Raw genomic sequence first — 24,101 nt, 5'->3', positions numbered from 1 at the left:
AAGGATATGGTGGCTATAGTGAAGGAAGCAATGGAGCGCCAACAAAAGAGAAGCTAAGCCCTACAGCCACACCTTACCATCCACCCTCAACTGCGGATCAGGTAAAGAGCCCTCACCGAAGCCATCAACATCAATCCAGCACTCAGCATCCTGCGGCAATTCCTTCAGCTTCTCGATAAGATTGGCTACGATCATCGGCCTAGGCGAATCCGCAGTCGTCCTCGCATCCACATCGCGCCACATGCCATTCGGAAACACCATATCCAAGGTCATAACATCGAGCCCCTTGTCGTCCATAAAGCGCTCTTTCACCCAGTCGCGCCCCGTAGACGCTCCGACTCCGCCTCTTTCTTTAGCGCGTCGGCGTTATAAACTTTGCTCATAACCTTTCGGAGAATCAACACTTCTTCCGTAAGCTGGCCGATAACTATCGAACTCTCAAGCACTGCCAAGTTTGCCGCTCGAATAGCGTCATCACTGTTGACGAAACTCATGCCGCACCTCTCCCGCAGTATAAACCCCAACTACATACCTACTAACCTGCCTTCTTGCCGGTCTTGACCCTCATCTCCTTCGGCGCAATTCCTCCCAGCAAGCCATCCAAGATTCCAGCATAAACAATCGCACAGATGCACTCACCCGAGGATGTGTCTTCTGCTGCCAACGCTTGAAAGCGGTCTCAACGGAGTCTTCATCCAATTCCCCATGCAACCGCTTACCCAGTCTGGCTGGCATAATCCTTTCAGGACATCCATTGCGCTGCCACTGTATAGGAGACAGATTTCTATCAGCCATTTCATTGTCGAACGCCTCTTTGCAGGCGAAGCAATATTCAAACCTGCTTCCCCCGTGCATCGTGAATATATATCCCGCTCCAGGCTCCACATGCGGACACGGCAAAGCCTCATTCATTGCTCTACCGCCTTCTCGCCAGTCCTGATCGTCATCTCCTTCGGAGACACCACCTGAAGCGATATATTCATTCTTTTGAGCGTCTCTGATACCTCAAGCGCAGATAACACTATCGCGGATACCACAAACAGCACACAGTCCCGCGTCGTTGGGTTTTCACGAACGCTAACTGCATAGAACAAGAGCGCAATCGCGAGCCGCCTCATGCCACCTTCTCCCTTGCCGTACACACACATAGGTCTTTAGCGAAGCAATATCCCGTATACGTGACCACACGCCACATGCGATCCATTGAAGACCAGTACCAGTACCGATAATTCATCTAATCTCCCTTCACACATACAGCAGTTGTTTGTGTTCAATCGCCCAATCCAACATCGCGTAAGTGATCGTCAAACACTTCGCCCGCATCCATCCAATTGATGCACCGCCCGGTAGAGAACCCACACAAGCAGTCGATGTATGGCCGATACTTCTCCCCGTCGCTGCTGTATCCGGCCTCTTTGGGTCCATGCTGCACCTGTTCGGCGTCCATCCATCCTCCATTTACACAATCAACAGTTGTTTGTGCTCAAACGCCGTAGACCGACAGCGCGTGTCCTTCCATGTGCGCATCATCGTCCGCCGCCGTAAACTCATCATCAGATGATGGCGTCCGCTTCACCGGATGCACGCAGTCGTTATACCTCTTCAGCCAAATCCGACCTTCTCGCATCGCCGAATGCTTTGGTGCATCCTGGTCCAGTCCCATAGCCACGATAAACGAGCTGATTATGCCGCGAGCCTTCTCTATCTCTTTCTCGCGAGCTTCCAGCTTCGTCAGCAAAACAACCTCTCGTCCCATGATGTCGAGCGGAGAGGCATCATCCATCAAAACAGACCAGTCACACTCAGATGTGGCCTTAGCAACCGCAAGCGCCTCTTCGGTGACCTCCAATGCCTGCAAGACATCCGCAATTCGCTGTATCTCATTCATTGCCTTCGATACGCCGCTCATCCCCGGATGCCTTTCCGCTGGTAATACCCGGTCACATCGCTATGCACCCCAGAACGACTCGCACCCACTGAAGCCTGTACATATTCAGCCTCAAGAAGCATCTCAATTAGTCCAGAACTGGCAAGAGTCCCGACGCTTGTCTCATCCGCCAATGGCATCATCTCGCGAGCGATGCCTACCAAGGTCCTCATATCCGCTTGCCGTCCTTCCATCTTTTCCCGTCGCTGAATCCCTTGCAGTGACAGATTCGCTTTACGGTGCCACCAAACTCAAATTGCACATGGCAATAGCCGATCGTTCCCAGCCCTCGATATAGCGGACCAGCCAGGTCACTCCCGAATCTGAGGTTGTGACTACCCTTCCGATGCCCGCATCCTTCATTGGTGCATTTCGTGTCCCAGTGATTCGCCATAAGCACACCTTGTACTCACTCGCTGATTTACGGCAACTCTTCTACGCAAACAGCAGGCGTTTGTGTTTATGCAGCCACATCACAAGCTCGCACGTCGAACAAGTTCAATAAATGCCGCCGCGCCCTGAATCGCCACGACGCCATTACCGCAGGCTCTAAGGCGGTCGATACGTTGGTCCAGCGGATTGGCCACCCCATCAGCCACTCCACAAACAATGGATTCAGCTTCCGCCTGTGCGAGCGCTGGCCGCAGTTCATAATCCCGCACCAACACTTCGCCCCAGATGGAATCTCTCGGGCCCGGTGCGAAGACTGCTCTATCGGGACTATCCACATATGAGCTTGTCGAGCGAGATAATCCGTGGATCGATTCGTTGCTAGGCGTGATGGCCGCATGGAGCCCGATTGAATCTCCGCATCCAGCACGGTTGGAGAACTCCAGTTCGCAACCTGCCGCCCCAGAAGACCATTCACTTCCACGTCTGCCTGAGATGTATCTCCATCTTTCCAGTCTCGCGTCGTCGGCGTTCCCCACGCCATGACCGCTGTCGCCAATCCCGCTCCACTGTTCTCTGACGATCCGGGAAAGTTGTGGTTTCCGTGTACCGTGGCGGTAGGCCAGGATGAATCTGCGCTTGCGCTGATGGCTGGCTCCCACGCCGGACGCGCGAACAGTTCCCCATTCCGCATCGAACCCCAAGCGGGCAAGCTCTCCGAGAACAATTCCTCCTGCTGGAAAAGCGAGGACTGCATCGACGTTTTCGATATAGACCCATCGGGGTTCAACTTCCCGAATGATCCGAACATACTCAAACCAAAGTCCGCTTCGGGTTGTAGTGACGCCCCCCCCACATTCTCCGCACGCGGTTCCGTCTGGCCCTTCGGATGACACGCCACATTCAGAGCAGGCGAAGAACCCCTTTTGCTTTCCTGCGACGCTGAGGTCCTGGCATGGGAAGCCGCCAGTAATTCCATCCACAAGTCCACGCCACGGCTTACCGTCGAAGTTTGTAACGTCAGACCAGATAGGCGCGTCGTCAAGAGCCTCGTCTGCAATGCGCGCAGCCAGTATTTCGGCTGCTTCAATTTCCCTCTCGACGTAGCAGATGCAGCGAGCATCTGGCACAGCGAGTCCGAGGGCGAGGTCAAGACCTCCGGCTCCGGCAAAGAGGCTGATGAAGTTTTGGGAATGTAAAGCCACACTTATCTTTCCTCACAGCCACAATGCGGCCAGATAAGAAAACGTGGCGAATTTCGATGCAATCACAAACAACAGCAGTTTGTGTTTCATTTGCGATGGAGCGGTGCTTTAGAAAATCTGCATGAGCTTTTGAGCGATGAGCGGGCCATAGAAGTTATCGAATGCCCACTGCGTAGGATGTATCCCGTCTTTCGTCAGCGTGTAGAGATTTACCGCGCTCACGCCCCCATGCCGGAACATATTGACGGCGGGCACGCCAACGCTTTCCGCATACGACACTTCGGCATCGGCCAGAAGTTTTGTTTGATTCGCGGTAGCCCATTTATTCAACTGCGGAGTCACGACCACTACTCGAATCTTGGGATTCGCCGTCTCGATGGTCTCCACAATCCATCGCAACATCCCCATAGACGTGCCAGACGTAACATCATCACCTAGCTGGCCTACAGGTTGTGCCTGGTCATTGGTTCCCAGCGCGATAATTGCCATGTCAGAGTCAGCCAGGTTCTGCGCGAGCGTGGCACCCTCTTTACCCCCATCCGTCGTGCAGGTTGGGCTCAACGTATACGCACCCAGTGCATCACCCGGATTGGTAGCTCCGTAGCAGAGAAACGCATCGCGCAAGCGTCGACCCGCCCACGCGTCGGTATAGGTCGGAACCATACCTGTACGTTGCACGACTACGCGCTGCCACTCCTTATTGGAATAGTCGGTAGAAGAAATACTATCCCCGAGCACAAAGAACCGCTTACCGGCGAGGAATGACGTGCGGTCCTGTCCGACTGCACCCTGAATCCCTTGTGGCCCAGTTGGACCAGTAGGCCCAGGAACTCCCGGTATGCCTTGCGCGCCCTGCTTACCATCCGCCCCAGATGCTCCATCTATTCCCGCACCCGCGAGCAGAGCCCACTTCGATTCACTCTGCGCAGCTCCAACGGGCGGGACGCCAGTAGTGCTCGCAATCGCGATGTAGGTAGATCGCTGATACGTCACCGCATCGTTGGCAGCATACTGCGCCGATGGATCATACGCCTTGCGGTACACCATGCCAGGAGGCCCAGGAGGTCCGGCTACCTGACTAGGCGACGTATCTGAGGGTTTAGCTTGTGCGGCACCACACCCCACAAGCAACGGCGCAAACGATAAAGCGACAGCTATATTGCAAAGCACAGATTTACGGCAGAACACGGTCTTTCATCTCCTCGGAAGAGAACTTTGGCAAAAGCGATTCAGTGGTATTCGTCAATCTTATCAATCAAACAATAGGTAAGCACACGAAAACCAGCCCGCCGCATTACACGAACGGGCCAGTAGTACGAGGGCTCGCATCACACCTCGCCTCCTTCACGTCAGAGCAGGATGCCGCTGTCGCTTACCGTCAATGGATGCCAGCGCCGTGAAGTTTTCTGAGATGGTTATCTCTCCACTTGCCGAATCCGCGCAAATTCCGGCACAAACAACAGTAGTTAGTGCATGGACGATCATGACTCAATCCGCGAGTGGCTCAAGCACGTCCCTGATAGGCTCCTAAGCGCCGAGGCTGGCCGCAGAAACAGCAAACGCCGTCGCACGTATCGAGGCGGAAGGCCGAAAGTAAAGCGCCAGTGTTCTAAGTGTGGAGCACTGATGGGCGAACGAGAACTACGGAAGCACCATCCTGTGTGCTCTTAGACCATTTCGTGCACGTCAACGAAATGGTCGTCTCACCTCTTGCTCGGTATCACCTTCGCCGGTATATGCTCACCCCAATGACAGCGAGAACAAAGCCAGTCCAGATTCTCTAAGCTATCGTCACGCTTTCCTCCGCCCAGCCCTCGCGTTCCGTTCTTATGGTGCGCGTGGCCAGCCGGAGTCATCACCTCGCCATAATCCGGGTCGATGACGTTATGGAGCGGAGCTATACGGTTACACCGCCTCCGATTCCGTACCTTCTCGCATCGTCCACCAGCCCTGTCATGGCATTCCTTACGCCGTTGCTCCCATGCTTTATCCCGGCACACTTCCCGGCCTTCACTGAAGATTGATCGACGCGGCATCTTACCTGGTTTCGGAAATGCGAGCATAGGACAAAGCAAGAGCAGGCTGAGAATTCCTATCGATGTGTCACCGGAGACCGGTTCGGCTCAACGCCCTGATAGTTCTCGCCTGCTCTTGATTCCTGTGTATGGCTATTGCCTGAAATGCGGCAAATTATGTATTGAGCTAATCTTTCTTTGTTGCGTTTATAAACATTTTTGTTTATATTCTTCTTATGAAGAGCAGCGAGTTCAAACGTTGGCTGACAGAGCAGGGGGCAAACTTCAAGCCCGGCAAGGGTTCACACTTGAAGGTGACATTGAACGGGAAACAATCTGTTCTCCCTATGCACAACAAAGAACTCGGCACTGGTCTGGTCAATGCCATCAAAAAACAACTTGGCCTCAAATAAGGAGACGATGATGCGATATCCAATCAAAATGCGGCGCGACGACAACTACTTCCTCGTTACCTTTCCCGATATCCCCGAGGCCATCACTCAAGGAAGAACGGAAGAGGAAGCACTTGAGGCCGCTAAGGATGCTCTTGAGACGGCCCTAGACTTCTACTTCGATGATGGACGGGAAGTTCCAGAGCCCTCACCACTGAAGAAGCGTCAGGCTTTCGTGGAACTTCCGGTAAGTGTGTCGGCGAAGGTTCTACTACTGAACGAGATGATCCGTCAGAAGGTGCGCCCCGTCGAACTTGCCCGGAGACTTCACACCACACCGCAAGAGGTAAATCGCCTGGTAAACATACGTCACACTTCCAAAATCGACGGCATTGCCTCTGCACTAAAAGCGCTCGGAAAGACGCTACACATCACGACACTTTCAGATGCCGCATAACCAAATAGCGGTAAATAAAGCACATAACATCTGTGGATGACTTTCGCCTTTATTTCGCCTAGCCTGGATTGGTCATGGGCGCATACTACACTTCCAAGCCGTTCACGAAACCACCGATCCGCTATCACCGAGTCTTGATGAACTTCCAGTCATACACAGGTATCTGGAGTGTTCATTTCATCGACGCCAACTGCCGCACGCCTATCGGGAAGAAGACTCGTTACATCGATTTCGTAAGCATCGAAGAGCTTCGGTATTTCGTGAAGCGATGCAACCCAGACGCGGAGCAACTCGAAGAGTTCGAGCACGACATCCGCGCCTGGGGTAGAGGAAGTATTTATGTCAATCTAACCGACGAGCAATATCGCAGACTGGGCTAGCAACACGACTACCTGTTGAAAAGTCCAGTGGTAAGCTGACGGTGTTATGGCAAATATAGCTCCTATTACAGTTTCAATCATCCCTCCCGATCCCGCTGGCGCTCTCACGGTGTGCGCCCACGAAGGCTCACGTGTTTGGCGGAAAACCTACCGGACTGAGCATGACGCGTGGCTCGAAATGGAGTCGCTTGGCATGACGATAAAGACCAACATGGGAACCCGCACAAAGTACGTTGCCGACATTCGCAGACAGTTAATCTCTGAGGCATCAGTAGACATGGACGAATTACAGCGAAGGGGATACAAAGCAGACGAATAGTGCGTGGCCAGAAAGCGCACAGGCCACGCACTAAACAGGCTTATGCTGCCATCCCTCCAAACATCGACATCTGATCTACCTTCGCGACGACGCGGAATCCCTCGAAAAGCTCCTCCTCGACATCATCAGGCGGATTGTTGGTTAGAAACTCGATGCGGGTATGCACCTCTTCCGTATCGAAGTCTGCACACTCGTCTATCTCGCGAAGCATCCACGTTGCCTCATAATCTGGATTCAGGCTGAGCAACTCACAGCAGTGCTCGAAGCTAAGCAGGTATCCGCAAGGATCAAGATGACGGTCTGGCGTCTCTCGTGCAATCCAGTGACGCGCCATGATTGCGTCATCCCAAGATTGCCAGTCCGACAGCTTGAACACCTTGTTAGCAACAGCAAATTCCATCGGCGAACCATTGGCGTACCATCCGCCGACATAAGGGCAAGCAACGCCCTTCACGGCCTTGGCTTCATCGAGAGCCGTGCGGATCATACGAAGAAAGAACTGCATGGCCGGGTCATAAAATTGCTTGCGCCGTGCCGCCTGCCACTTTGAAACGTTGAGTCCTGCCATTACGCCACCCCCAGCGCTAATCTGCTTCTAAGCGCGACAGTATAGCCATGCGCTTTTCCAGCCTGAAAGCCTTCTTCCGAGCGGAACCCAGCTTTCACCGTGCGTCCATTTACGACTCCGAACTGCTCTTCAGCAAAACGACGGATGGCTACCGAATCACGAAGGATTAGGCCGAAAGCTTGCTCCGAAGCATTGCCCTCAGCAACCCTCTTGTCATCCATAAGCCGCTTGTAAATGGCGGTTCCGAATCCCAAAAGAAAGGACGCTTTGAAGGCCCGCAGGTGCCTCGATTTCATGGCGCATGCCTCCTTACTTCCGTGGCGAGCCAGCTTATTCAGCAACACAAAAGCGGGTTTCTCGGTGAAGGTTTTCGTCTCCTTTTTGCAGAGATTATTTGCTGTGGCCACAAGGTATCGATACATCTCGACTGCGGCTAAACGGTCAGAATCTCTCCCCACGAAAGTCTGGGTATTCGCGCGAGCAATAGAGTAGACCTCGCAGAAGCAGCTTGATGCGATTCCATGGGAGAGATATTTCATCCACGCCGGAGTACTGCTTCCCGGAAAAGTGGCATCCTCGCAATTGATAGGGTTGTCTTTATCTTGGGCCTCAAACTCCACTTCTGACATCGTGAGCTTGTGTTCAGCTAGAAGCCGCTGCACCTTACTCGCGAAAGCCTCAGCTTCAGCCACGTTGCCTATCTCACGGGCGCTTCTCTCGTGCGATATCAGCTTTTGCAGTTTGTCGATTATGTTTGCCATTACGCCACCCTCCTAAACTCGCCGTGCATCTCTGTTGCGGCTTGGTAGCGCCACAACAGCGCATCCTCTACCGTCGAAAACGTCTTACTCTCGCGCTTTCCGTTGACCGCGATACGCACCTCGAACAGCCGCCCCTTTTACCGGACACCTTTCACGCCGAGACGGTTATCCCTCCGCGTCGGATGGTTCCAGGCATTCTGGCCATGCGTAGCAATTCTCAGATTGCTCTTCCGCATGTTCAACGTATCGCCGTCGATGTGATCGACAATCGTTCCATTGAACGCTCCCATCAGCGCGTTGTGCATTCCAAGGTGAGTGGCTTCGAGCCCATCTAGCTTCTGAACCCGTCGCCGAGCGTAGTAGCTCTGTGTGCCGTCATCCCATTTTGCCAACCAGTTCCACTGCATCAGGAACTCATAGTCTTCGGCGTCAACGACCGCCTTTTGCCCTTGTGTAAGCGGGATGCAACGAATGGATTCATCCTTCGGCTGACGAATCCGCGCCCGCTTTACCATTCGTTTCTCGAACACTCTAACGACCATTTCCGCCTCGCTCCGTGTCCAGTTTTGCTTTGTACCGCTTGGCCGATTCCGCTCCGTAATGTTTCTCAACGTCCTCGACCGTCATCTCGCTCATCGACTCCGCGACCTTCGATCCGCACAGCTTGGCGACTTCACGCCGTGTCTGCGGGACATAGACCGTAGATTGCCGGGGCGTGAGGGCGTCCAGGTGCTCTCGCAGTTCCGAGGGTAGGGGGAAGAACCTCGACGCCAGCATGTGACGCTGTAGCGCCTTCTTCATCGCCGAAATCCCGTACAAAGTTGACAGGGCAATCCAAGCCGGAGCCCACATCTCCACCGTCTCCTCTGGAATCTCCTGCGCTGGATACGAGTTCTTCGTCTGCTCCATGAGTATTCCCACTTGCTGAAGCTCCAAACGAGTCAAAGACTTTCCGGATGTTTGAGCGAGACTGTTCGTTTCTGGCGCTCGCAGGATTCGGTCTAGCGCCAGCTCCATTCCCTCTGCCATAAGCCACTCCTGCGGACGCGCGCCCGCCCTTGTTCTGCTCGTCACTGAGCCACGTATTGATGAATTTCTTCATCCCGCCGAGTGTCTTGCGCTTCGCGGGATTCCCGTCGAGCCATCCCTCGATGTTGCGGAGGTGCTGGTCGACATCGACGGCGGGATACAGGCGCTTCCAGGTCGCGACCATTTCGGCGGTCACCTCGAAAACTTCACCCTTACGGTTGGTGGGAAGATGGGCAATGGCAGGCTGGGAGGGCTCGGTAGCCGAAGGCTCCGAGCATACATACCTCTCCTCTCCAATACCAATACCTATACCTACACCAATACCTACACCTCTCCTACTCACGCGGAAGTCTTCCGAAATGTTTTGTGAATGCTTCGGAACCATTTCGGAAACGTTTTGTAAGCCTTCGGAAGCATTTCCGAAGCCTTCCGAAATACTTCCGAAATCTACATAGTCGTCGTGCTTCGCATATGCCGCCCGGCGCGATTCGATGTAAGCAGTCCTGAACGCATGAAACCTATTTGCGTCCGGCTCAGGGCTGCGTTTATCTTCGTCGCGCTTGAATCGAGGAAGCATCTTAGCGGGCACATCCCATTGACCCCATACCGATCCATCTGCGGCCTGGTAAACAAACAGGAGAAAATTGTCCCGGTACTCATGCATCCACCGGGTAACTTCCTCCTTGGATGGCTTCCGCTTGAACCTTCCATATACCGCAGAGACGAGCTTGCTATAGCTCATCTCTATCCTCCCGAATCCATTGCTGGCAACCAAGAGGCGTGGGAAATGGAGCTGGGCCTCGTCGCTGCAAGCACCGATACGGTCTCCGTAAAGTAATCCTGATTGATCTATAAGCACTACTGAACCCCTGATACGCTATGCGGCTTGTTGTCTAACCCTTTTCCGTAAGTGGTCGATGATGCGATGAGCCCCTGCGAGCTGCTCTCTCAAATCGCCAACCTCTTCCTCAAGCTCTGCTACCTGATAGAGGTAGCGCGTCTCACTGTCCTCGTAAGCCCGCGCCAGCTCTCTCCAGTACTTGAGTTTTGCTTCTGTGCTCGATGGCTCAAGCGAAGGAATAACCATCGCTACACCTTCATCGGCATGACGACGTAGTCGAATTCCTCGCCATCTTCCGGGGAGCACGACATAACCATCGGCACATTGTTTGCGGGCTTCGAGAACTTGATCTCTACGTCGCCCTTGCACACCTTGAGGACATCGACGAGGTACTGGCCATTGAATCCTGTCGTGAACGGCTCCCACTCACCGACAGGGCCAACCTGTATCGACTCCTCAGTCTCTCCCGCCGTGGAATCGACCGACTTCATGCCGATGGAATCTCTCGACACAGTAAGCCGGACCGCAAAATTTTCACGGTCACTCATCGCAACACATCGCATAATGGAAGCCAGCATTTCCGTCGCGTTCACGGTAACGAAGACTTCAGGGCTTCCCTGGGGGATAACGCCGCGATAGTTCGGGAAGGTGCCGACCATCTTCCGGCAGACGATATCTACGGGAAGAGCGCCGGACACACGGAGAGACAGGCTCGAAGCGTTCGGGTCGTCTGACAGCGCGACATGCTGGTCAGAGCTATCCTTCATGCCCTTCTCAAGCGCCTTCAGTAGATGCAATGGGAGTAACGAGCCAACCGCACCATGTCCTACCAAGCTTTCAAGAGATACGGTGTATATCGCCATGCGATGCCCATCCGTGCCAACCATCCGCACCTTGCCATCAAAGACCTCAAGCAATGCACCCGAGAGGATGTATTTTGATTCCTCCGCAGAAATGGCGAACCCCGTATGTTTCAGCAGGCGTAGCGCGACGTTCTGTGGAATCTTCAGAGCGGAACCAGACTCACCGACGAACTCAGTGGCCGGGTAATTGGCGAGGATGTCGAGGGGGAGTTGCGTAGTGGCTCTGCCACACTTGAGCGTGGCACGTCGATCACGCGGCGCAATCGACACCTCTTCACCTTCAAGCAGCTTCACGTATCCGACGAAGCGCTCTGCTGCAATCAGGAATGCACCGCCAGGCTCTTGCTCTACCGGCACAGAAGCACGGATAGCCATCTCAAGGTCTGTTGCCGTGAACGTGGTAGCCGTGCTGGTGTTTTCGATCTTGATCGTGCGGAGGACGGGAACCGCGCATGACGCGCCGGGGATGGCCGGTGATATTTTCGTGAGGGCTGCTTGCAGAGACGAGAGCGGGAGAACAACCTTACCCGCCTTCACTCCTACCATGGGAGCTTCTATTACTGCTGTTGCCATTTACTTTCTCCTTCAGTGTTGGTTTGTAGGGCTAAAACTGTTCGTGCTTCTGGGCGAGCTTTGCCGACTTCTCAGCGGTAGCGTCAGCCGCCCGACGTGATGCAGCTTTGTTGAACTCGCGATCCGCAATCGCTTTTACTCGGCGCTCCATGTGAGCGTCATTGAACGAATCCGCCTGAGCTTGGAGTTTCTGGAGACAGGCCGAGGGCGACTCGTCATCGGCAACCTGAGCCTCTAACGTCACGAGGTTCGAGATAGTAGAAAATTCTTGCGCCGGATGCTGAACCTTGAGCTGTGAACTTACAGAGATGCGCGTTATCTGCATTACCGAATCACCCCATGAGCGGTTATGCCGCTGTTTCTGCGCTGTTCGTTTGCGAGGCCGCGCATCGTCAGAAGCTCATCCATGTGGTGAATCTTCAGCTTGTTCAGCGCACGATTGATGATTTGCCGGACGCGTTCTCGGGTAACACCCTCAATCGCACCGATCTCCTCAAGAGTCATTGCGTAATCAGCGTTTGCGAGGCCATCTGCCCGCGTTACAGGTGCTTTGAAAATAGCCATGAATCAAATCCCTTTTTCGGTTATTCGTCGTTGCCGTTTACGTCGTACATCAGGAGCACGCTGTATGCTTCGCCGCGTCGTTTGTACCTCGCAGCGAGTTGCGGCTGCTCTGTATCGAGAGCCTTCGTGTCCCAGGACTGGCGACCGCTTCGCATGGAATTGAGCAGCTTCTTTCCCTGGCCGGAAACGAGAATGGCTTCGCGGTCCCCCATGAGGATCACGGCTTTCTGCCGCTCAATCTTCCTCTGCGCTTCCGCCTCTTCTATCGAGGCGTCGAGCATCTTGATATTTCCGACAATGATGTCCATCTCTTCGGAGTCGTCGGGCTCGTATATCCGCTTACGCTTCTTCTCTTTCGGAAGAGCTTCAGCATTGCGGCAACTCAACCGATAGCCGCAGTTCTGGCAGCGAGAATCATTGAAGTCCTCCAGCTTGTCGGGGATATCGCCAGCCTTTACGCGCTTCCAGAACACCTCTTCGACTTGCTTGATAACGTCGATCAGCCGCTCGTCACGCTTCACCTTGAAGTGAAGGAACTTGAATGTATAAGGCTCAAGTACAGCGAACGCACCCCAACCCCATCCCGTCACCGCCAGACCATGCTGAAGCTGAAGGATGTAATGCTCCGGCATTCCGTGAGCCCGCATCTCAAAGAACACTTCACGATCCGCTGACTTACACTCCAGATACCCTGGTCCCTCAAACTCCGGTCCAAGCTCTGCGCTGGAGAGGATGATGCGGTCGACATTGACCCTCATCCACGGCCTATCCTTCGATACCCGCGATGGCATCCTGCGGACGGCAAGGCCAGTCTCGCGCTGGAATCTATCAGCGATGAGCGGCTCTAAAGAGTGGCCACGGTCGAACAGATCGAGGCTCGCTTCAGTATGCTCGTAATCCGGCTCCACTCCCGTCTTGTCGAGAAATAAAGCTCGCGGACATCCGTACTTCTCGCCGAACACCGCAGCAACATCTGAACCACCAATACCTTTGCGCCGGTCGGCCAGCCATTTTACTTTCAACTCTTCCGCAGTAATCACGCCGCCACCTCCGCACGCTCTAAATCGTGGCCGATGCAGCCACGGCGAGGGTCGAAGCAATCACAGCGAGAATCTGCCGGGAGATAGCGAACACCTGTTTCGAGAAGAGTAGTGAGGTCGACGCGGATTTTGTCCGCAGCCAGAGGAACTCCGCCATCGCCGACGAATGAAGAGGTAAGCTCTTCATCTTTCCTCTTCAGCTCGGCAGCTACATCGATACGCCAGTGGAAGAGCTTAGCCAACCTGCACCCCCACTTTTCCCGTCAGGCGATATTCATAAAGGAGGCCACCCTGACATACATTCCTCGTCTCGATCAGATAGTCGATCTTGCGTAGATTGCGGAGCTGAGCGGAGATGGATGCTTCAGGGAACCTTACGCCGGGATATGCTCGTCGAAGCTCCGACGCGATGCGCTCGACAGTCCGCCAAGTTCCATCGGCCATCAGAAGGCGAACGCGCTCAAGCTGTGTTGTGAGACGCTTCTTATCGCGCGACTCCTCGTAGTCGGACCCAGAGAACTGAACAGCGGGAATGGGCTCTGCGGATTGCTCAAAAAGACTGTGTGTCTGCATGGTTTCTCCTTTCACTGCGAAGTCTGTAGAGGTTTTGGCGCTCTTTGTAACGGAGCCAGAGATGGACACCGTGGCAGAGGAGGACGAAGGCAAAAGAACCGATGACGATAGCGAGGTCGAAGAGCATCTAGTCGGCCTCCCGCCACGTCGCGTTACCCTCGCGGTCAACGATGATTCGGTACGGAGTGTCAGCCTTTATGCCGTTCTCGCCGACATAGCCAACAAGTATGCGGAGGACATTCCCCGGAGCGTAGTAGCAAGTAGCAAAGACTCCGCGTTCGCCAGCCTGCACCTTGCAGCCGACGCCAGCAGCCATTGCGATAGAGCACTCGCCAGAACTCAACGCTGAGCCGTGATCTCCGGCCACGGACGCCATGCTGAAGTCGTCTTCTGTATGCGCTTTTGCAAAGTCTCCGGCAGCAGAGGACCGAGCGGCATAACCTCTCGCGATGGACGTAGCGCCATTACCGGCACTCGCCGACTTCGCACTGTCACCATTCGCTTCTGAGACAGAGAGGTCGCCAGCCGAGGCCGCAGTAGCGCCATCACCTTCAGCGGACGCGTATCCGTAGTCATCGGCGATACTCACGCAGTCGCTTTTCGTTACTGGGTGCGTATAGAGGTGTTTCGGATCGAGAAGAGGCTGATTCACCGGCGCACCTCCCGATACCACAAGCCGCGATCAGTGCGAACGCGACCGCAGTCCCAGCAACGCTGGCGGAATCCATCAAAGTGAGTGTTTACGTGCGGGCAGGAAGCAAAAAGGCCGCAAATTGCCCGAATAGCCTCCGTTACAGAAAATCGCCTTGCATGAACTTCGAGATTCTGTCTTCCAAACTCCTGAATGGCAGTCATTCCACTCCTTTCCTGTTGCACAATGTCGCAACATTAGCGACAAATTTGTCGTAAGTCAACGAGAAATTTGTTATAGATAAATTATTAGTAATTTTGTCCATAAAGAGGAACCCCATGGAAGCAATAAAAGACAGCACAAAAGAGCACCTTCACGACATCATGACGGCCAAAGAAGTGGCAGAATATCTGAGAATGTCCCATAAAACGGTCATAAATCGAGCTATCAGGGGAGAATTACCCGGAAAACAGATCGGCTCTTTGTGGAGATTTAGCCGTAAATCTATAGAGCAATTTGTATAGATTTGTTGTAAATTTAGGCAATTATGGAAAGACAAGGAAGATATCAAGCCGGAACGATCGAGAAGATCAAGACATCTCTGGGGCCTTGCTGGTACATCCGTTTCACGGAAACCAACGGCAAGCGCCCCAGATTTCGCATCGGATTGCTCTCGGAATACTCCACCGAGGCCAAAGCCTCTAGAGCCGCCCAGCTACTAAGAGATCAGTTCAATGGACCTGGGATAGAAAAGAAAGCAGCACGCACGTTCGGCGACGTCATCGACAGATACGAAAAGGAAGAGATGCCGAAGCGCTACTCGACCCGCAGAGGATACTCTCAAATCCACCGCAACCACATACGCCCAAAATGGGGACCGACACCTCTAGAGCAGCTCGACGCAATGGAGGTAAGGAAATGGCTACTAGAACTTGATCTAGCCCCAAAAACAAAGGGGAACATCCTCGGACAAATGAGGTCGATGTTTAGGTTTGCGATGCTATGGAAGTGGATTCCGGCGTCAGTAAACCCCATGTCGCTTTTCACCATACCGGGAGTTACCAAACGGCGCAGAAAGCCTCGCGTCATAAACGCATCGCAATTTTGGCAGCTCATGAACGGAGCACCACTATTTCTACAGACTGCGATGATAGGAGCCTATTGTCTTGGACTACGGGTTAGCGAGCTGTTCGCGCTTCAATGGCAAGACTTTGACTTCCTAGAGGAGAAGGTATGGATTCGGAGAGCTATCGTGGAATCGCATACTGGAGAAGTAAAAACTGAACGATCTGAGGCTCCTCTGCCTCTCGCATGGGAAGTGATGGAGGCGTTCCTAAGCTACTACCATTCAGTAGATCTGAAAGAGCCAACAGACTGGGTATTTGCAAGCCCACTCAACGGCGGGAAAAAGCCACGAGATTCAAGGGGAATACAAACAAGGGACCTCTCCCCTGCTGGAGACAAGATCGATCTAGGATTCAACCTCGGATGGCACACATTCAGGCATAGCTATAAAGTTCTGCTTGAACGAGCCGGCGCCGATCTGACTGTACAGAGAGACCTAATGAGGCACGCCGACACGCACACGACTTCCCAGGTATACGGAGAGGTTGAATTCGACCGTATGCGCACATCCAATAACAAGGCGGTTGCTCTCGCTTTCGCAGAAAAACAAAAATGCCCTGGGATTGCCCAGGGCTCTTTATAAGATATTGATTCTTTGGTGCCGAAGGGGGGACTCGAACCCCCACACCCTTGCGAGTACATGGACCTGAACCATGCGCGTCTGCCAATTCCGCCACTTCGGCAACGGTGTCTCCGCGCTCTGCCCACAAAGGCTGAACACAACAACCGCGAGTTTTAAGTGTCGCAAAGACGGAGCTTTTGTGTCAATTGTATCGTCATCTAGACTGAATAAAGATTGCGAGGAGGGAACGCCCCTGATGGAACAACCACCGAAGAACCAATCCCTGTCTTCTGAGACGATTCCGCCCGACTTGGCAACCGAGATCCGTAAACTCGCTCATGAGCTGAGCAATGCTCTCGAAATCATCGTTCAGACCAGCTATCTTCTGGGGACACTCAACCTCAAGGAACCAGGGTCGGATTGGCTTCGCATGATGGATAATGGCGTCCATAAAGCCATGGACATCAATCTCTCGTTACGCAACTACATTAAAACGCATACACAGCCATAACAGATTCGCCTAACCCCTGCGTCCTCCTCTGACCGCAGCCTTTTTCTCTGCCTTTACATTTTGTGCTGACTTCTTGCTGGGTGCTTGTTTCGACTCGGAAGCAGAGGCGCGCTTCGCGCCAGTCTTCTTTGCAGCCCGGCTCGTATCCGAACCGCTCGATTGTTGGGCCGCTCCAGCAACAGAAGCGATGGACCCATTCGATTGGGTCGCATGAGCTTCCATCAATCGATCAATCTGCTCCAGCAGCAGGCGCGTTTGCATCGGCTTGACCAGCATGCGATCCGCACCCAACTCCTGCCAGTCTTCCTCCGCCAGCGGAAATGCGGTTAGCAAGGCCACCGCAGGACGATACGATGCCGACCGCGCCGCTTCAATGACGGCCGCCCCGGCCTTCTCACTTTCCATACGCATGTCGCTGATCACCATGTGATACTCGTTCGCGCGCAGCTTCAACTTGCCCTCTCGGCCCGAAGCAGCCGTATCCACATCAAAACCATTGATCTCCAGCACCGCCTTCAGGGTCAGCAGCACTGCAACCTCATCGTCGACCAGTAGAATGCGCCTTTTCATCTCTTTCTCCTGCAAACGTACTCCATTCTCCGCCAAGCCCGTTTCCGTATCGCTTCTACGATACACACATATGCCCCTGAATTGCTTCTCCCCCTTAGGCAAGGGCAAAATCGATACAGCCTGCAATTGCTGATTTTTGCTGCATAAAGTGGAAATTCCACGAGCCCTACAGCACCCGAGGCGCATCCCAAGGAGTGCTATACTTCGTTCTACGGCGTTCTGTAGTAAAAGTGCCGTAAATCCAGAATAGAAAATGCATGGCAGGCCCTGACGCCTGCTGTGGAGGCGAATTATTCCACCGATCGATAAACGCTCCGCCAAGTCCTTCATCCGAACGAACGAACGAATCCGTGCTCGCGAAGTCCGCGTCATTGACGAAAACGGCGAACAGCTCGGTGTGATGCCTCCCTTCGAAGCCCTGAAAATGGCTCGTGAACGTTCGCTTGATCTGGTCGAGATATCTCCCAATGCTGTCCCCCCGGTCTGCAAGATCCAGGACTACGGCAAGTTTCTCTACGAAAAAGACAAGAGCGAGCGCGCTGCCCGTAAAAAGCAGAAGGTCATCACCATCAAAGAGGTGAAGTTCTCCGTCACAGTGGACGAACATGACTATCAGACGAAGAAGAATCAGGCCGTGCGCTTTTTGAATGAAGGCGATAAGGTCAAGGCGTCCCTCCGCTTCAAAGGCCGGCAGATGGCCCATCGCGATCTGGGCTACAAGATCATTAATCGTCTGATCACCGATATCGGTGACGCTGGAGTTGTTGAGTTCATGCCACGCATGGAAGGGACCACTCTCCACGCCATCCTCGCTCCTTCCAAAAAAGCCGAATCGGCCCCCAAGAAACCGGCTCCTGCAAAGCCTGAGTCGGGCTCGACCGAACCTGTCACTGCACAGGCCTGACCTAAGCACAAATTTTCGTAGCTCCAAAATGAAAAATCCCCGAAAACGGGGATTTTTCATTTTGACGAAACCTCTCTCTTCAGGCTGGAGATAAGGCGTTAACTCTAAGCTGTGAAACTCGAACCACAGCCACAGCTCTTGGTTGAGTTGGGATTGATAAAGTTGAACCCCTGTCGCATCAGGGTCTCCTCAAAGTCCAGCACCATCCCGGCCAGATACAGGAAGCTCTTCGGATCGACAAACACCCGCACTGGCTTCGCGTCTGTAGGATCGCCTGGCGTCTCTACCCCCGCCCCAAACACAAACACCCGGTCACGCTCCCTCGGCTGCGAATCGAACCGGATCGAGTAGCTCAGGCCGGAACACCCTCCGCCCATAACCCCGAGGCGCAGGCCGCCCTGCTCGGGAGAGACGCCTTCCTTAGCCATCGCCACACGGATACGCTTCAGCGCATTTTTCGTAATCTCCACCGCTGCCTTCGCGCGAGGCTGCTGCCCCTCCGCAGTCAAAAGCGTCATTCCTGCAAACGGGTCCTTCACCTGCTCAGGAGCAGCCGCAGTAGCATCCTGCGAAGTAGTCGGCTGAATCGAAACCATCGACATAAACAAGCCTCACCGCGTCCTATAGTAGGCCGCGGATTTTCTAATCATGCAAAAGCACCCCGCCATCATGCGGGGTGCAGAACTTTTTGGGCCAAACTTTACTGAGCCGCAACCGCAGCAGGGGCCGTCTCAGCAACGCTATTCTTCTTCTTCCAGTCGCCGATCGCAGCACGGATAGCATCCTCAGCCAACACCGAGCAGTGAATCTTGACCGGGGGAAGCGCGAGTTCTTTAACGATATCGGTATTCGAGATCGCCAGGGCCTCTTCCACTGTCTTGCCCTTGACCCATTCGGTGGCCAACGAGCTGGAAGCAATTGCCGAACCGCAGCCGAAGGTCTTAAACTTCGCTTCTTCAATCACCTGCGTATCAGGATTGACCTTGATCTGCAAGCGCATCACGTCACCGCACTCCGGTGCGCCTACCAGGCCTGTACCGACCTCTTGCGCAGCTTTATCCAGCGTGCCGACGTTCCGTGGGTTGTTGTAGTGATCTACGACCTTCTCGCTATATGCCATGGGAATGTCCTCGCTCTATCTAATAGATGATAACTCTTATCGTTTAGGTGCGCCATAGAACGACTGTTTTCCCTGAAATATCGCACCCCCGCCTTTTCTTTTAGGCCGGGAAAGCTAACTCATGCTCTATCAGAGAGATCAGCCTGCCCGAACCAGGTGGCCTCGGCGACTTACGATCGAGAGCTTCTCCACCTTCAGAATCTTTCTTGCCTGATCACGTGCATGGCTCGCCCACGGTCCCACCGGATCGAGCCGAACATACATCAGCCAGTGTCGCAACGCACGCCTCCGTTGCCCCTGCCGCTCATAGGCCAGCGCCAGGTTGTAGTGAGCATCCGCATACTGCGGAACCAGTGCAATCGCCTTCTGATAGGCGCAGATCGCCTCTTCCAGATGCTGCATCTCGTCCAGCACATTTCCCAGGTCGAAAAATGCCAGGGCATATTCCGGATCTGCCATCGTTGCCCGCCGATAAAGTCCTTCGGCCCGTTCGAAGTGCCGCATGTTGTAGTGAATCGTTCCCAGATTGATCAGCGTTGGTGCATGGGAAGGCTCCACAATCAGAATAGCCTCATAGAGCAGGATGGCCTGCTGCAGGGTCGCGGGATTCTCTTCAAACTGGACCGCCCGAAGAAACATGTCCTGCAACTCGGCATCCCTCTGCGCCGGGCTTTGGGCTTGGGCCTCTCTGGTCCGCACAACCTCAAGTCGCTGCCCGGTTTGGGCGTCAAAGTCAAAGACCAGCTGTTGTGTCAGTGGATCGACCAGAACTCCATCAAATCGAAATGCCAGACGTGATCCACGCCGTACAGCTGAGGTCTCCAGCAAAGGATTCCGCATCCCCGCCACACGCTCCATCGCAGCAATCGAAGCTCGAATACTACTGGCCGAGATGCGTTTCTTTGTGGTCGCCGCATGGGCCTGAAGATCGCGCAATGCCCGGAGTTGGCCCAGATCCTCGAAGGAATACTCCTCTTTAAGGGCGATCAGCTCGGCCCGCTCCCACGACACAATCTGTCGTGCGTTCAGGTGTAGGATTCGAAGGACGTCTTGACGGCTATATCGGGTCACGATCGGGTTCTAGGCAACAACCGTCTTCCTCATCTGGAGTATCCTTCGAAAGCCCGTGTCCTTCAAGAGTTTTGAAGCATCCAGTGTTAAATTTCCGTGGATAACGTGTACCAAATCGGGTTCGAGGCCGATTTACTATGCTGGATTGCGAGCCGTGTTAATTACGAAAATCAGCAAGAGGCGCGAACGGCTGCGCGCGCATCGCGAATGAGGTCCGGCAGCCCGACACCGCGATATCCATTTCCCAATAGCCAAAGACCGCCGAGTCCGCGGATTCGCTCATCCAGCTCTGCCATGCGCTCCAGATGCCCGACGGCATATTGCGGAAGCGAAAATGGCAGGCGTCTTACAACACTGATCTGCGGCTCCGGAAGTGGACCGAGAATCCGCGCCAACTCCATCCGCGCGATCGCTACAATCTCGTCGTTGCCGCACCCAAGAACACGCTCCGCCGACCGCCCTCCGAAGAAGGCTCGCAATAAGCGACCGCCAGCAGGAACGCGATCCTTGAACTTCTGGTCCATAAACGTGCAGGCGAGAAGGAGGCTGTTCGAATCCGGCGGAACGAGGAATCCGAATCCTGAAGGAACAGGTGCCTTTGCTGCATCGTCAAAGCCGAAGCCCACAACAACTGCTGAGCTGGCATCCATCTGCATCAACTCAGCTGAACGCGAATCGATAGGCTCCAACAGAGCTCGTGCGACATGGAGCGGTGTAGCAAGCAAAACTGCGTCAAAATGTTCCACTCCAGAGCTGGTTCGAACCAGCCATCCCTGGCTATCACGCTCCAGCCCATTCGCCTCTCTGTTGAGATGAATCCACTCCTGCGGAATCGCAGCAACCATACGATCAATCAGCGCCCCCAATCCACTCCGCAACGTAGTGAAGATGGGCGTCTTCTTTGTCGCCTTCGCTTCGCGAGCCTGAAGTCCTGCGATCAAACTGCCATGCTCGCGCTCCAGCGCTACAAACGGAGCCATCACGGCGCGGACACTCAACTGCGTCACATCACCACCAAAGACACCGCTTAGCAGAGGTGCACCAATCTTCGTCAGCACCTCATCGCCGAAGTGTCGTCTAACGAATTCAGCCACGCTCTCGTCGTGCTCAGGAACAGCTTTGCGCAACTCTTCAGCACGACCCACCTCGCAATGAAAAGCTCTCTTCGCCTCATCGCTGAACAACTCTGAGGCATCGAGCGCCGCAAGGTCTGTCGGAACCATCATGCGCATTCCATCCGGCATCGCCTTGAGCGCGCCATCGATCAGCACATAGGTCTTGCGCTGATCGTCGTTCGAGTAGATCAGCTCCTCTTCAAGCCCAAGCTCAACTGCAAGCTCCCGCGCCCAGGGCTTTTCGCTGACCCAGCCATCCGGCCCACCCTCGATGACAAAACCGCCCTCACGAATGGTTTCGACGATACCACCCAGGCGGGGGGACGCCTCAAAAAGCTCTACCCGGATCGATATACCTTTGCTTGAAAGTTGCGCTAGTTCGTAGGCCGCAGCGAGTCCCGCAATTCCGCCCCCAAGAATCGCAATGCGCTTCATGCACCGGCCTTCTCGAAAGGAACGGTCGCTGAGGTCGCCAAGTCCTCCAGCGCTCTGGTCAACGTCGCTGAGTCATTCAAGCTCTCGGCACGCCAAAGCTTCAACCCCATTCCTGAGGCCAGTTCCTTGAAGGCGATGTCGATGTCGTACAGAACCTCCACGTGATCGCAGACGAAGCCGACCGGCTGGATCACAACACCGGGATGCCCCTCCTGTTGTAGAGCTTTCAGGCTTTCTTCCACCGTCGGCCCAAGCCATGGTCCACCGCTCACGCCCTGACTCTGAAAAGCAAACCGATAGTCGTGTCCGGTCAGCCCAAGCCGCTCCGCAACTAACGCTGCTGTCTTCTGTGCCTGCTCCGGATAAGGATCAGGAGTATCTTGCATGGGTGTTCCAGGGCGGGCTCCCTCGATCGAGGCTGGCCCAGTCATCACGGTGCGGGTAGGAACACTGTGCGCCGTAAAGAGTACCGGAACCTTTCGTCCCGCCTCGGCGCAGGCGTCCCGCCATGCCGGCTCAAGCCTTTCCGCAAAGGCCTGCACAAGAAGAGGATGTTCAGCCCACGCGGAGAGGAACTCAACCTCCAACCCGGCAGCAGCTGAGAGCAGCGCCTTGCGATAAAGGCCAACACTTGTGCGGGAGTTCTGCGGAGCCAGACAAATAGCGCGAATCTCGGTTACACCGTCCCTGCGCATCTCGTCGACGACATCTGCAATATAAGGATGCCAGTTCCGCATGGCGACGTAGACAGACGTATCGCCAAGCTCGTGGTCCAGCGCATGACCTTGTGCCAGCGTCCACTTCGTCAGTGGAGGTGGTTCGCTACCAGGAATTTCCCCCAGCCCAATCTGTGCGTAACGATGTTTCAGCTCTTCGACGACATTCTCCGGCATGGGCCGGCCGCTCGTCACCTTGCTCAGATACTCGGCCATCTCTCCCAGCACATCGGGAGTACCATGAGCCAGCAGCAGCACAGCCCGACTCATCGCGCTTCGTACTCCTTTACCCACTTCACGGTCTGGATCACATTCTCGACCGGAGTTCCCGGCACAATGCCGTGTCCCAGATTGAAGATGTGCCCTGGTCGTCCGGCCGCTGCGTCGAGCACCTCGCGCACCCGCGCTTCAAGAACATCTTCAGGCGCGAACAACGTGATGGGATCGAGGTTTCCCTGCACCGCACAGCTATAACCCAAAGCCTTCCATCCCTGATCCAGAGGAATGCGCCAGTCCAGGCCGATCACATCGGCGCCCGTCTCGCGCATCGCAGGCAGCAGCGAAGCAGTATCCACGCCAAAGTAGATTACGGGAACACCCAGCGCTTGCACGCGACGCACAAGCTCTCTAGTGGGCTCAAGACAGTATTCGCGATAGTCGGTCACGCTCAATGCGCCAACCCAGCTATCGAAGATCTGGATGACATCGGCGCCTGCCTCCACCTGCTGCGCGGCATAGCCCACTAGAACATCCACCAGCTTCTGCATCAGCAACGGCCACGCTGCACGGTCGCTGTACATCATGCGCTTGGTCTCGATGTAGTTGCGCGACGATCCACCTTCGATCATGTAGCTGGCCAGCGTGAACGGAGCCCCACAGAATCCGATGATGCCGAGCTGGTCGCCATCGGCACGAGGCGCAGAGAAATGCCGCGCTACCTTTTCGATGGCGTGAGCCACATATTTCAGATCTTCAACTCGATCGGTACGCAGCGCCTGCACCTGCTCCAATGTTCGTATCGGAGCATGTACCACCGGACCTTCACCAGCGAGAAACTCGAAATCCACACCCATTGGAGTAAAGGGCAGCAGAAGATCAGCAAAGATGATCGCCGCATCCACACCAAGCCTCTCCGCGGCGGTAATCGTTACCTCGGCAGCGATCTCGGGAGTCTTACAAATCTCCAGCAGCGAATGGTGCTTCCGCACCGCCATATACTCCGGCATGTAGCGCCCAGCCTGCCGCAGCAACCAGACAGGCGTCCGATCAACCGGCTGCCGCAGACACGCCCGGACAAACCGGCTCACGCCAGTCGATTCGTTCTCACGGGTCGCGACGCTCTTCGGTTCTACCGATGCATCCTTCAACACTTTTTCTCCTTGATCGAACAGAACAGACGATGAACAGACAGCTCAATCCTTGTTCCACCGTGGCCTCAGACCGC

Annotated in this window: 36 protein-coding genes and 1 tRNA gene; 10 read left to right on the top strand and 27 right to left on the bottom strand. The window is 54.7% G+C overall.

All coding sequences use genetic code 11. The features are described from left to right. Nucleotides 1–60: 60 nt before the first annotated feature. The 7 genes from H7846_RS04205 to H7846_RS18060 form a co-directional block, all read right to left on the bottom strand. Nucleotides 61–312, bottom strand: coding sequence for a hypothetical protein (locus H7846_RS04205; protein WP_186695273.1), 252 nt, complete (start codon nt 310–312; stop codon nt 61–63). After that, on the bottom strand, nt 309–494 hold the full coding sequence (locus H7846_RS04200) for a hypothetical protein (RefSeq protein WP_186695272.1): 186 nt from the start codon (nt 492–494) through the stop codon (nt 309–311). The genes H7846_RS04205 and H7846_RS04200 overlap by 4 nt, the downstream gene beginning before the upstream one ends. 776 nt (nt 495–1,270) lie before the next feature. Further along, nucleotides 1,271–1,447 (bottom strand): hypothetical protein, encoded by a 177-nt coding sequence (locus H7846_RS04195; protein ID WP_186695271.1) that lies wholly within the window; start codon nt 1,445–1,447, stop codon nt 1,271–1,273. A gap of 36 nt (nt 1,448–1,483) precedes the next feature. Further along, a complete protein-coding gene (locus H7846_RS04190; RefSeq protein WP_186695270.1) occupies nt 1,484–1,888 on the bottom strand; it encodes a hypothetical protein in 405 nt (134 codons plus the stop codon). Between the two features lie 17 nt (nt 1,889–1,905). Then, nucleotides 1,906–2,100, bottom strand: coding sequence for a hypothetical protein (locus tag H7846_RS04185; protein WP_186695269.1), 195 nt, complete (start codon nt 2,098–2,100; stop codon nt 1,906–1,908). A 300-nt stretch (nt 2,101–2,400) separates the two neighbouring features. Further along, nucleotides 2,401–3,522 (bottom strand): DNA cytosine methyltransferase, encoded by a 1,122-nt coding sequence (locus H7846_RS04180; protein ID WP_186695268.1) that lies wholly within the window; start codon nt 3,520–3,522, stop codon nt 2,401–2,403. Nucleotides 3,523–3,630: 108 nt separating this feature from the next. After that, nucleotides 3,631–4,710, bottom strand: a complete 1,080-nt coding sequence (locus tag H7846_RS18060) for a GDSL-type esterase/lipase family protein (RefSeq protein WP_186695267.1) — start codon at nt 4,708–4,710, stop codon at nt 3,631–3,633. A gap of 1,063 nt (nt 4,711–5,773) precedes the next feature. Between H7846_RS18060 and H7846_RS04170 the strand changes: the two genes are divergently transcribed. The 4 genes from H7846_RS04170 (at nt 5,774) to H7846_RS04155 (ending at nt 7,085) form a co-directional block, all read left to right on the top strand. Continuing rightward, nucleotides 5,774–5,950, top strand: a complete 177-nt coding sequence (locus H7846_RS04170) for a type II toxin-antitoxin system HicA family toxin (protein ID WP_186695266.1) — start codon at nt 5,774–5,776, stop codon at nt 5,948–5,950. Nucleotides 5,951–5,957: 7 nt separating this feature from the next. Further along, the gene (locus H7846_RS04165; protein WP_186695265.1) at nt 5,958–6,386 is read left to right on the top strand and encodes a type II toxin-antitoxin system HicB family antitoxin; all 429 of its coding nucleotides are present in this window, start codon (nt 5,958–5,960) and stop codon (nt 6,384–6,386) included. 74 nt (nt 6,387–6,460) lie between these two features. Next, nucleotides 6,461–6,766: a hypothetical protein gene (locus tag H7846_RS04160; protein ID WP_186695264.1), complete on the top strand. Its 306-nt coding sequence runs from the start codon at nt 6,461–6,463 to the stop codon at nt 6,764–6,766. A 46-nt stretch (nt 6,767–6,812) separates the two neighbouring features. After that, nucleotides 6,813–7,085: a hypothetical protein gene (locus tag H7846_RS04155; protein ID WP_186695263.1), complete on the top strand. Its 273-nt coding sequence runs from the start codon at nt 6,813–6,815 to the stop codon at nt 7,083–7,085. A 40-nt stretch (nt 7,086–7,125) separates the two neighbouring features. Here H7846_RS04155 and H7846_RS04150 read toward each other — a convergent pair whose 3' ends face one another. The 4 genes from H7846_RS04150 to H7846_RS04135 all read right to left on the bottom strand — a co-directional run bounded on the left by H7846_RS04150 (nt 7,126) and on the right by H7846_RS04135 (nt 9,443). Further along, complete coding sequence (locus tag H7846_RS04150) at nt 7,126–7,653, bottom strand: hypothetical protein (RefSeq protein WP_186695262.1); 528 nt, start codon at nt 7,651–7,653, stop codon at nt 7,126–7,128. Then, nucleotides 7,653–8,414: a DUF2786 domain-containing protein gene (locus H7846_RS04145; protein WP_186695261.1), complete on the bottom strand. Its 762-nt coding sequence runs from the start codon at nt 8,412–8,414 to the stop codon at nt 7,653–7,655. Before H7846_RS04145 ends, H7846_RS04150 begins: the two co-directional genes overlap by 1 nt. A 137-nt stretch (nt 8,415–8,551) precedes the next feature. After that, entirely contained in the window at nt 8,552–8,929 is a 378-nt protein-coding gene (locus tag H7846_RS04140; protein WP_186695260.1) for an HNH endonuclease, read from the bottom strand. A 16-nt stretch (nt 8,930–8,945) separates the two neighbouring features. After that, nucleotides 8,946–9,443: a hypothetical protein gene (locus tag H7846_RS04135; protein ID WP_186695259.1), complete on the bottom strand. Its 498-nt coding sequence runs from the start codon at nt 9,441–9,443 to the stop codon at nt 8,946–8,948. Between the two features lie 133 nt (nt 9,444–9,576). Between H7846_RS04135 and H7846_RS04130 the strand changes: the two genes are divergently transcribed. Together H7846_RS04130 and H7846_RS04125 are read left to right on the top strand one after the other, a co-directional pair. Next, complete coding sequence (locus tag H7846_RS04130; RefSeq protein ID WP_186695258.1) at nt 9,577–9,813, top strand: hypothetical protein; 237 nt, start codon at nt 9,577–9,579, stop codon at nt 9,811–9,813. Nucleotides 9,814–9,954: 141 nt separating this feature from the next. Further along, nucleotides 9,955–10,281, top strand: a complete 327-nt coding sequence (locus tag H7846_RS04125) for a hypothetical protein (RefSeq protein WP_186695257.1) — start codon at nt 9,955–9,957, stop codon at nt 10,279–10,281. Nucleotides 10,282–10,320: 39 nt separating this feature from the next. Here the strand turns inward: H7846_RS04125 and H7846_RS04120 are convergent, their stop codons facing one another. From H7846_RS04120 to H7846_RS04085, 8 genes are all read right to left on the bottom strand, one after another. Beyond that, the gene (locus H7846_RS04120; RefSeq protein WP_186695256.1) at nt 10,321–10,530 is read right to left on the bottom strand and encodes a hypothetical protein; all 210 of its coding nucleotides are present in this window, start codon (nt 10,528–10,530) and stop codon (nt 10,321–10,323) included. A gap of 2 nt (nt 10,531–10,532) precedes the next feature. Then, on the bottom strand, nt 10,533–11,720 hold the full coding sequence (gene dnaN / locus H7846_RS04115; protein WP_186695255.1) for a DNA polymerase III subunit beta: 1,188 nt from the start codon (nt 11,718–11,720) through the stop codon (nt 10,533–10,535). Nucleotides 11,721–11,751: 31 nt separating this feature from the next. Continuing rightward, complete coding sequence (locus tag H7846_RS04110) at nt 11,752–12,045, bottom strand: hypothetical protein (protein WP_186695254.1); 294 nt, start codon at nt 12,043–12,045, stop codon at nt 11,752–11,754. After that, complete coding sequence (locus H7846_RS04105; RefSeq protein ID WP_186695253.1) at nt 12,045–12,284, bottom strand: sigma factor-like helix-turn-helix DNA-binding protein; 240 nt, start codon at nt 12,282–12,284, stop codon at nt 12,045–12,047. Before H7846_RS04105 ends, H7846_RS04110 begins: the two co-directional genes overlap by 1 nt. Before the next feature lie 20 nt (nt 12,285–12,304). After that, nucleotides 12,305–13,324 carry a YqaJ viral recombinase family nuclease gene (locus H7846_RS04100; protein ID WP_186695252.1) on the bottom strand — a complete coding sequence of 340 codons (1,020 nt, stop codon included), beginning with the start codon at nt 13,322–13,324 and terminating at the stop codon, nt 12,305–12,307. Further along, complete coding sequence (locus H7846_RS04095; protein WP_186695251.1) at nt 13,321–13,566, bottom strand: hypothetical protein; 246 nt, start codon at nt 13,564–13,566, stop codon at nt 13,321–13,323. The genes H7846_RS04100 and H7846_RS04095 overlap by 4 nt, the downstream gene beginning before the upstream one ends. Beyond that, nucleotides 13,559–13,897 (bottom strand): hypothetical protein, encoded by a 339-nt coding sequence (locus tag H7846_RS04090; protein WP_186695250.1) that lies wholly within the window; start codon nt 13,895–13,897, stop codon nt 13,559–13,561. The genes H7846_RS04095 and H7846_RS04090 overlap by 8 nt, the downstream gene beginning before the upstream one ends. A gap of 127 nt (nt 13,898–14,024) precedes the next feature. Further along, nucleotides 14,025–14,549 (bottom strand): hypothetical protein, encoded by a 525-nt coding sequence (locus H7846_RS04085; RefSeq protein WP_186695249.1) that lies wholly within the window; start codon nt 14,547–14,549, stop codon nt 14,025–14,027. Nucleotides 14,550–14,866: 317 nt separating this feature from the next. Here H7846_RS04085 and H7846_RS04080 point away from each other — a divergent pair, with 317 nt between their 5' ends. Further along, complete coding sequence (locus H7846_RS04080; protein ID WP_186695248.1) at nt 14,867–15,052, top strand: helix-turn-helix domain-containing protein; 186 nt, start codon at nt 14,867–14,869, stop codon at nt 15,050–15,052. Between the two features lie 23 nt (nt 15,053–15,075). Then, nucleotides 15,076–16,236, top strand: a complete 1,161-nt coding sequence (locus H7846_RS04075; protein WP_186695247.1) for a tyrosine-type recombinase/integrase — start codon at nt 15,076–15,078, stop codon at nt 16,234–16,236. Nucleotides 16,237–16,249: 13 nt separating this feature from the next. Here H7846_RS04075 and H7846_RS04070 read toward each other — a convergent pair. Next, nucleotides 16,250–16,336, bottom strand: a tRNA-Leu gene (locus tag H7846_RS04070). Nucleotides 16,337–16,471: 135 nt separating this feature from the next. On the opposite strand from H7846_RS04070, the gene H7846_RS04065 reads away from it, so the two are divergent. Continuing rightward, complete coding sequence (locus H7846_RS04065; RefSeq protein WP_186695246.1) at nt 16,472–16,726, top strand: hypothetical protein; 255 nt, start codon at nt 16,472–16,474, stop codon at nt 16,724–16,726. Nucleotides 16,727–16,735: 9 nt separating this feature from the next. Here the strand turns inward: H7846_RS04065 and H7846_RS04060 are convergent, their stop codons facing one another. Next, the gene (locus H7846_RS04060; protein WP_186695245.1) at nt 16,736–17,296 is read right to left on the bottom strand and encodes a response regulator; all 561 of its coding nucleotides are present in this window, start codon (nt 17,294–17,296) and stop codon (nt 16,736–16,738) included. A 274-nt stretch (nt 17,297–17,570) separates the two neighbouring features. Here H7846_RS04060 and infC point away from each other — a divergent pair, with 274 nt between their 5' ends. Continuing rightward, a complete protein-coding gene (gene infC, locus H7846_RS04055) occupies nt 17,571–18,200 on the top strand; it encodes a translation initiation factor IF-3 (RefSeq protein ID WP_449240081.1) in 630 nt (209 codons plus the stop codon). 104 nt (nt 18,201–18,304) lie between these two features. Here the strand turns inward: infC and H7846_RS04050 are convergent, their stop codons facing one another. The 6 genes from H7846_RS04050 to hemE form a co-directional block, all read right to left on the bottom strand. After that, entirely contained in the window at nt 18,305–18,802 is a 498-nt protein-coding gene (locus H7846_RS04050; protein ID WP_186695244.1) for a HesB/IscA family protein, read from the bottom strand. Nucleotides 18,803–18,900: 98 nt separating this feature from the next. After that, nucleotides 18,901–19,320 (bottom strand): Fe-S cluster assembly scaffold IscU, encoded by a 420-nt coding sequence (gene iscU, locus H7846_RS04045; protein WP_186695243.1) that lies wholly within the window; start codon nt 19,318–19,320, stop codon nt 18,901–18,903. Nucleotides 19,321–19,458: 138 nt separating this feature from the next. Further along, complete coding sequence (locus H7846_RS04040) at nt 19,459–20,391, bottom strand: tetratricopeptide repeat protein (RefSeq protein ID WP_186695242.1); 933 nt, start codon at nt 20,389–20,391, stop codon at nt 19,459–19,461. Nucleotides 20,392–20,561: 170 nt separating this feature from the next. Next, complete coding sequence (gene hemG / locus H7846_RS04035; protein ID WP_186695241.1) at nt 20,562–21,941, bottom strand: protoporphyrinogen oxidase; 1,380 nt, start codon at nt 21,939–21,941, stop codon at nt 20,562–20,564. Then, nucleotides 21,938–22,927, bottom strand: coding sequence for a ferrochelatase (locus H7846_RS04030; RefSeq protein ID WP_186695240.1), 990 nt, complete (start codon nt 22,925–22,927; stop codon nt 21,938–21,940). The genes hemG and H7846_RS04030 overlap by 4 nt, the downstream gene beginning before the upstream one ends. Beyond that, nucleotides 22,924–24,024 (bottom strand): uroporphyrinogen decarboxylase, encoded by a 1,101-nt coding sequence (gene hemE / locus H7846_RS04025; RefSeq protein WP_186696167.1) that lies wholly within the window; start codon nt 24,022–24,024, stop codon nt 22,924–22,926. The genes H7846_RS04030 and hemE overlap by 4 nt, the downstream gene beginning before the upstream one ends. Between the last annotated feature and the right edge of the window lie 77 nt (nt 24,025–24,101).

It is taken from the genome of Edaphobacter sp. 4G125 (assembly GCF_014274685.1).
GTDB lineage: Bacteria > Acidobacteriota > Terriglobia > Terriglobales > Acidobacteriaceae > Edaphobacter.
This window is presented reverse-complemented; position numbering and strand designations above follow the sequence as displayed.

Coding starts and splice junctions, on each gene's coding strand:
- H7846_RS04155 (WP_186695263.1), top strand. CDS start 6,813: ATGGCAAATATAGCTCCTATTACAGTTTCAATCATCCCTCCCGATCCC.
- H7846_RS04110 (WP_186695254.1), bottom strand. CDS start 12,045: ATGCAGATAACGCGCATCTCTGTAAGTTCACAGCTCAAGGTTCAGCAT.
- H7846_RS04050 (WP_186695244.1), bottom strand. CDS start 18,802: ATGTCGATGGTTTCGATTCAGCCGACTACTTCGCAGGATGCTACTGCG.
- iscU (WP_186695243.1), bottom strand. CDS start 19,320: ATGGCATATAGCGAGAAGGTCGTAGATCACTACAACAACCCACGGAAC.
- H7846_RS04105 (WP_186695253.1), bottom strand. CDS start 12,284: ATGGCTATTTTCAAAGCACCTGTAACGCGGGCAGATGGCCTCGCAAAC.
- H7846_RS04200 (WP_186695272.1), bottom strand. CDS start 494: ATGAGTTTCGTCAACAGTGATGACGCTATTCGAGCGGCAAACTTGGCA.
- hemG (WP_186695241.1), bottom strand. CDS start 21,941: ATGAAGCGCATTGCGATTCTTGGGGGCGGAATTGCGGGACTCGCTGCG.
- H7846_RS04090 (WP_186695250.1), bottom strand. CDS start 13,897: ATGCAGACACACAGTCTTTTTGAGCAATCCGCAGAGCCCATTCCCGCT.
- H7846_RS04165 (WP_186695265.1), top strand. CDS start 5,958: ATGATGCGATATCCAATCAAAATGCGGCGCGACGACAACTACTTCCTC.
- H7846_RS04170 (WP_186695266.1), top strand. CDS start 5,774: ATGAAGAGCAGCGAGTTCAAACGTTGGCTGACAGAGCAGGGGGCAAAC.
- H7846_RS04125 (WP_186695257.1), top strand. CDS start 9,955: ATGAAACCTATTTGCGTCCGGCTCAGGGCTGCGTTTATCTTCGTCGCG.
- H7846_RS04150 (WP_186695262.1), bottom strand. CDS start 7,653: ATGGCAGGACTCAACGTTTCAAAGTGGCAGGCGGCACGGCGCAAGCAA.
- H7846_RS04030 (WP_186695240.1), bottom strand. CDS start 22,927: ATGAGTCGGGCTGTGCTGCTGCTGGCTCATGGTACTCCCGATGTGCTG.
- H7846_RS04160 (WP_186695264.1), top strand. CDS start 6,461: ATGGGCGCATACTACACTTCCAAGCCGTTCACGAAACCACCGATCCGC.
- dnaN (WP_186695255.1), bottom strand. CDS start 11,720: ATGGCAACAGCAGTAATAGAAGCTCCCATGGTAGGAGTGAAGGCGGGT.
- H7846_RS04185 (WP_186695269.1), bottom strand. CDS start 2,100: ATGAGGACCTTGGTAGGCATCGCTCGCGAGATGATGCCATTGGCGGAT.
- H7846_RS04190 (WP_186695270.1), bottom strand. CDS start 1,888: ATGAATGAGATACAGCGAATTGCGGATGTCTTGCAGGCATTGGAGGTC.
- H7846_RS04145 (WP_186695261.1), bottom strand. CDS start 8,414: ATGGCAAACATAATCGACAAACTGCAAAAGCTGATATCGCACGAGAGA.
- H7846_RS04195 (WP_186695271.1), bottom strand. CDS start 1,447: ATGGACGCCGAACAGGTGCAGCATGGACCCAAAGAGGCCGGATACAGC.
- H7846_RS04135 (WP_186695259.1), bottom strand. CDS start 9,443: ATGGCAGAGGGAATGGAGCTGGCGCTAGACCGAATCCTGCGAGCGCCA.
- H7846_RS04060 (WP_186695245.1), bottom strand. CDS start 17,296: ATGAAAAGGCGCATTCTACTGGTCGACGATGAGGTTGCAGTGCTGCTG.
- H7846_RS04065 (WP_186695246.1), top strand. CDS start 16,472: ATGGAACAACCACCGAAGAACCAATCCCTGTCTTCTGAGACGATTCCG.
- H7846_RS04080 (WP_186695248.1), top strand. CDS start 14,867: ATGGAAGCAATAAAAGACAGCACAAAAGAGCACCTTCACGACATCATG.
- H7846_RS04140 (WP_186695260.1), bottom strand. CDS start 8,929: ATGGTAAAGCGGGCGCGGATTCGTCAGCCGAAGGATGAATCCATTCGT.
- H7846_RS04120 (WP_186695256.1), bottom strand. CDS start 10,530: ATGGTTATTCCTTCGCTTGAGCCATCGAGCACAGAAGCAAAACTCAAG.
- H7846_RS04075 (WP_186695247.1), top strand. CDS start 15,076: ATGGAAAGACAAGGAAGATATCAAGCCGGAACGATCGAGAAGATCAAG.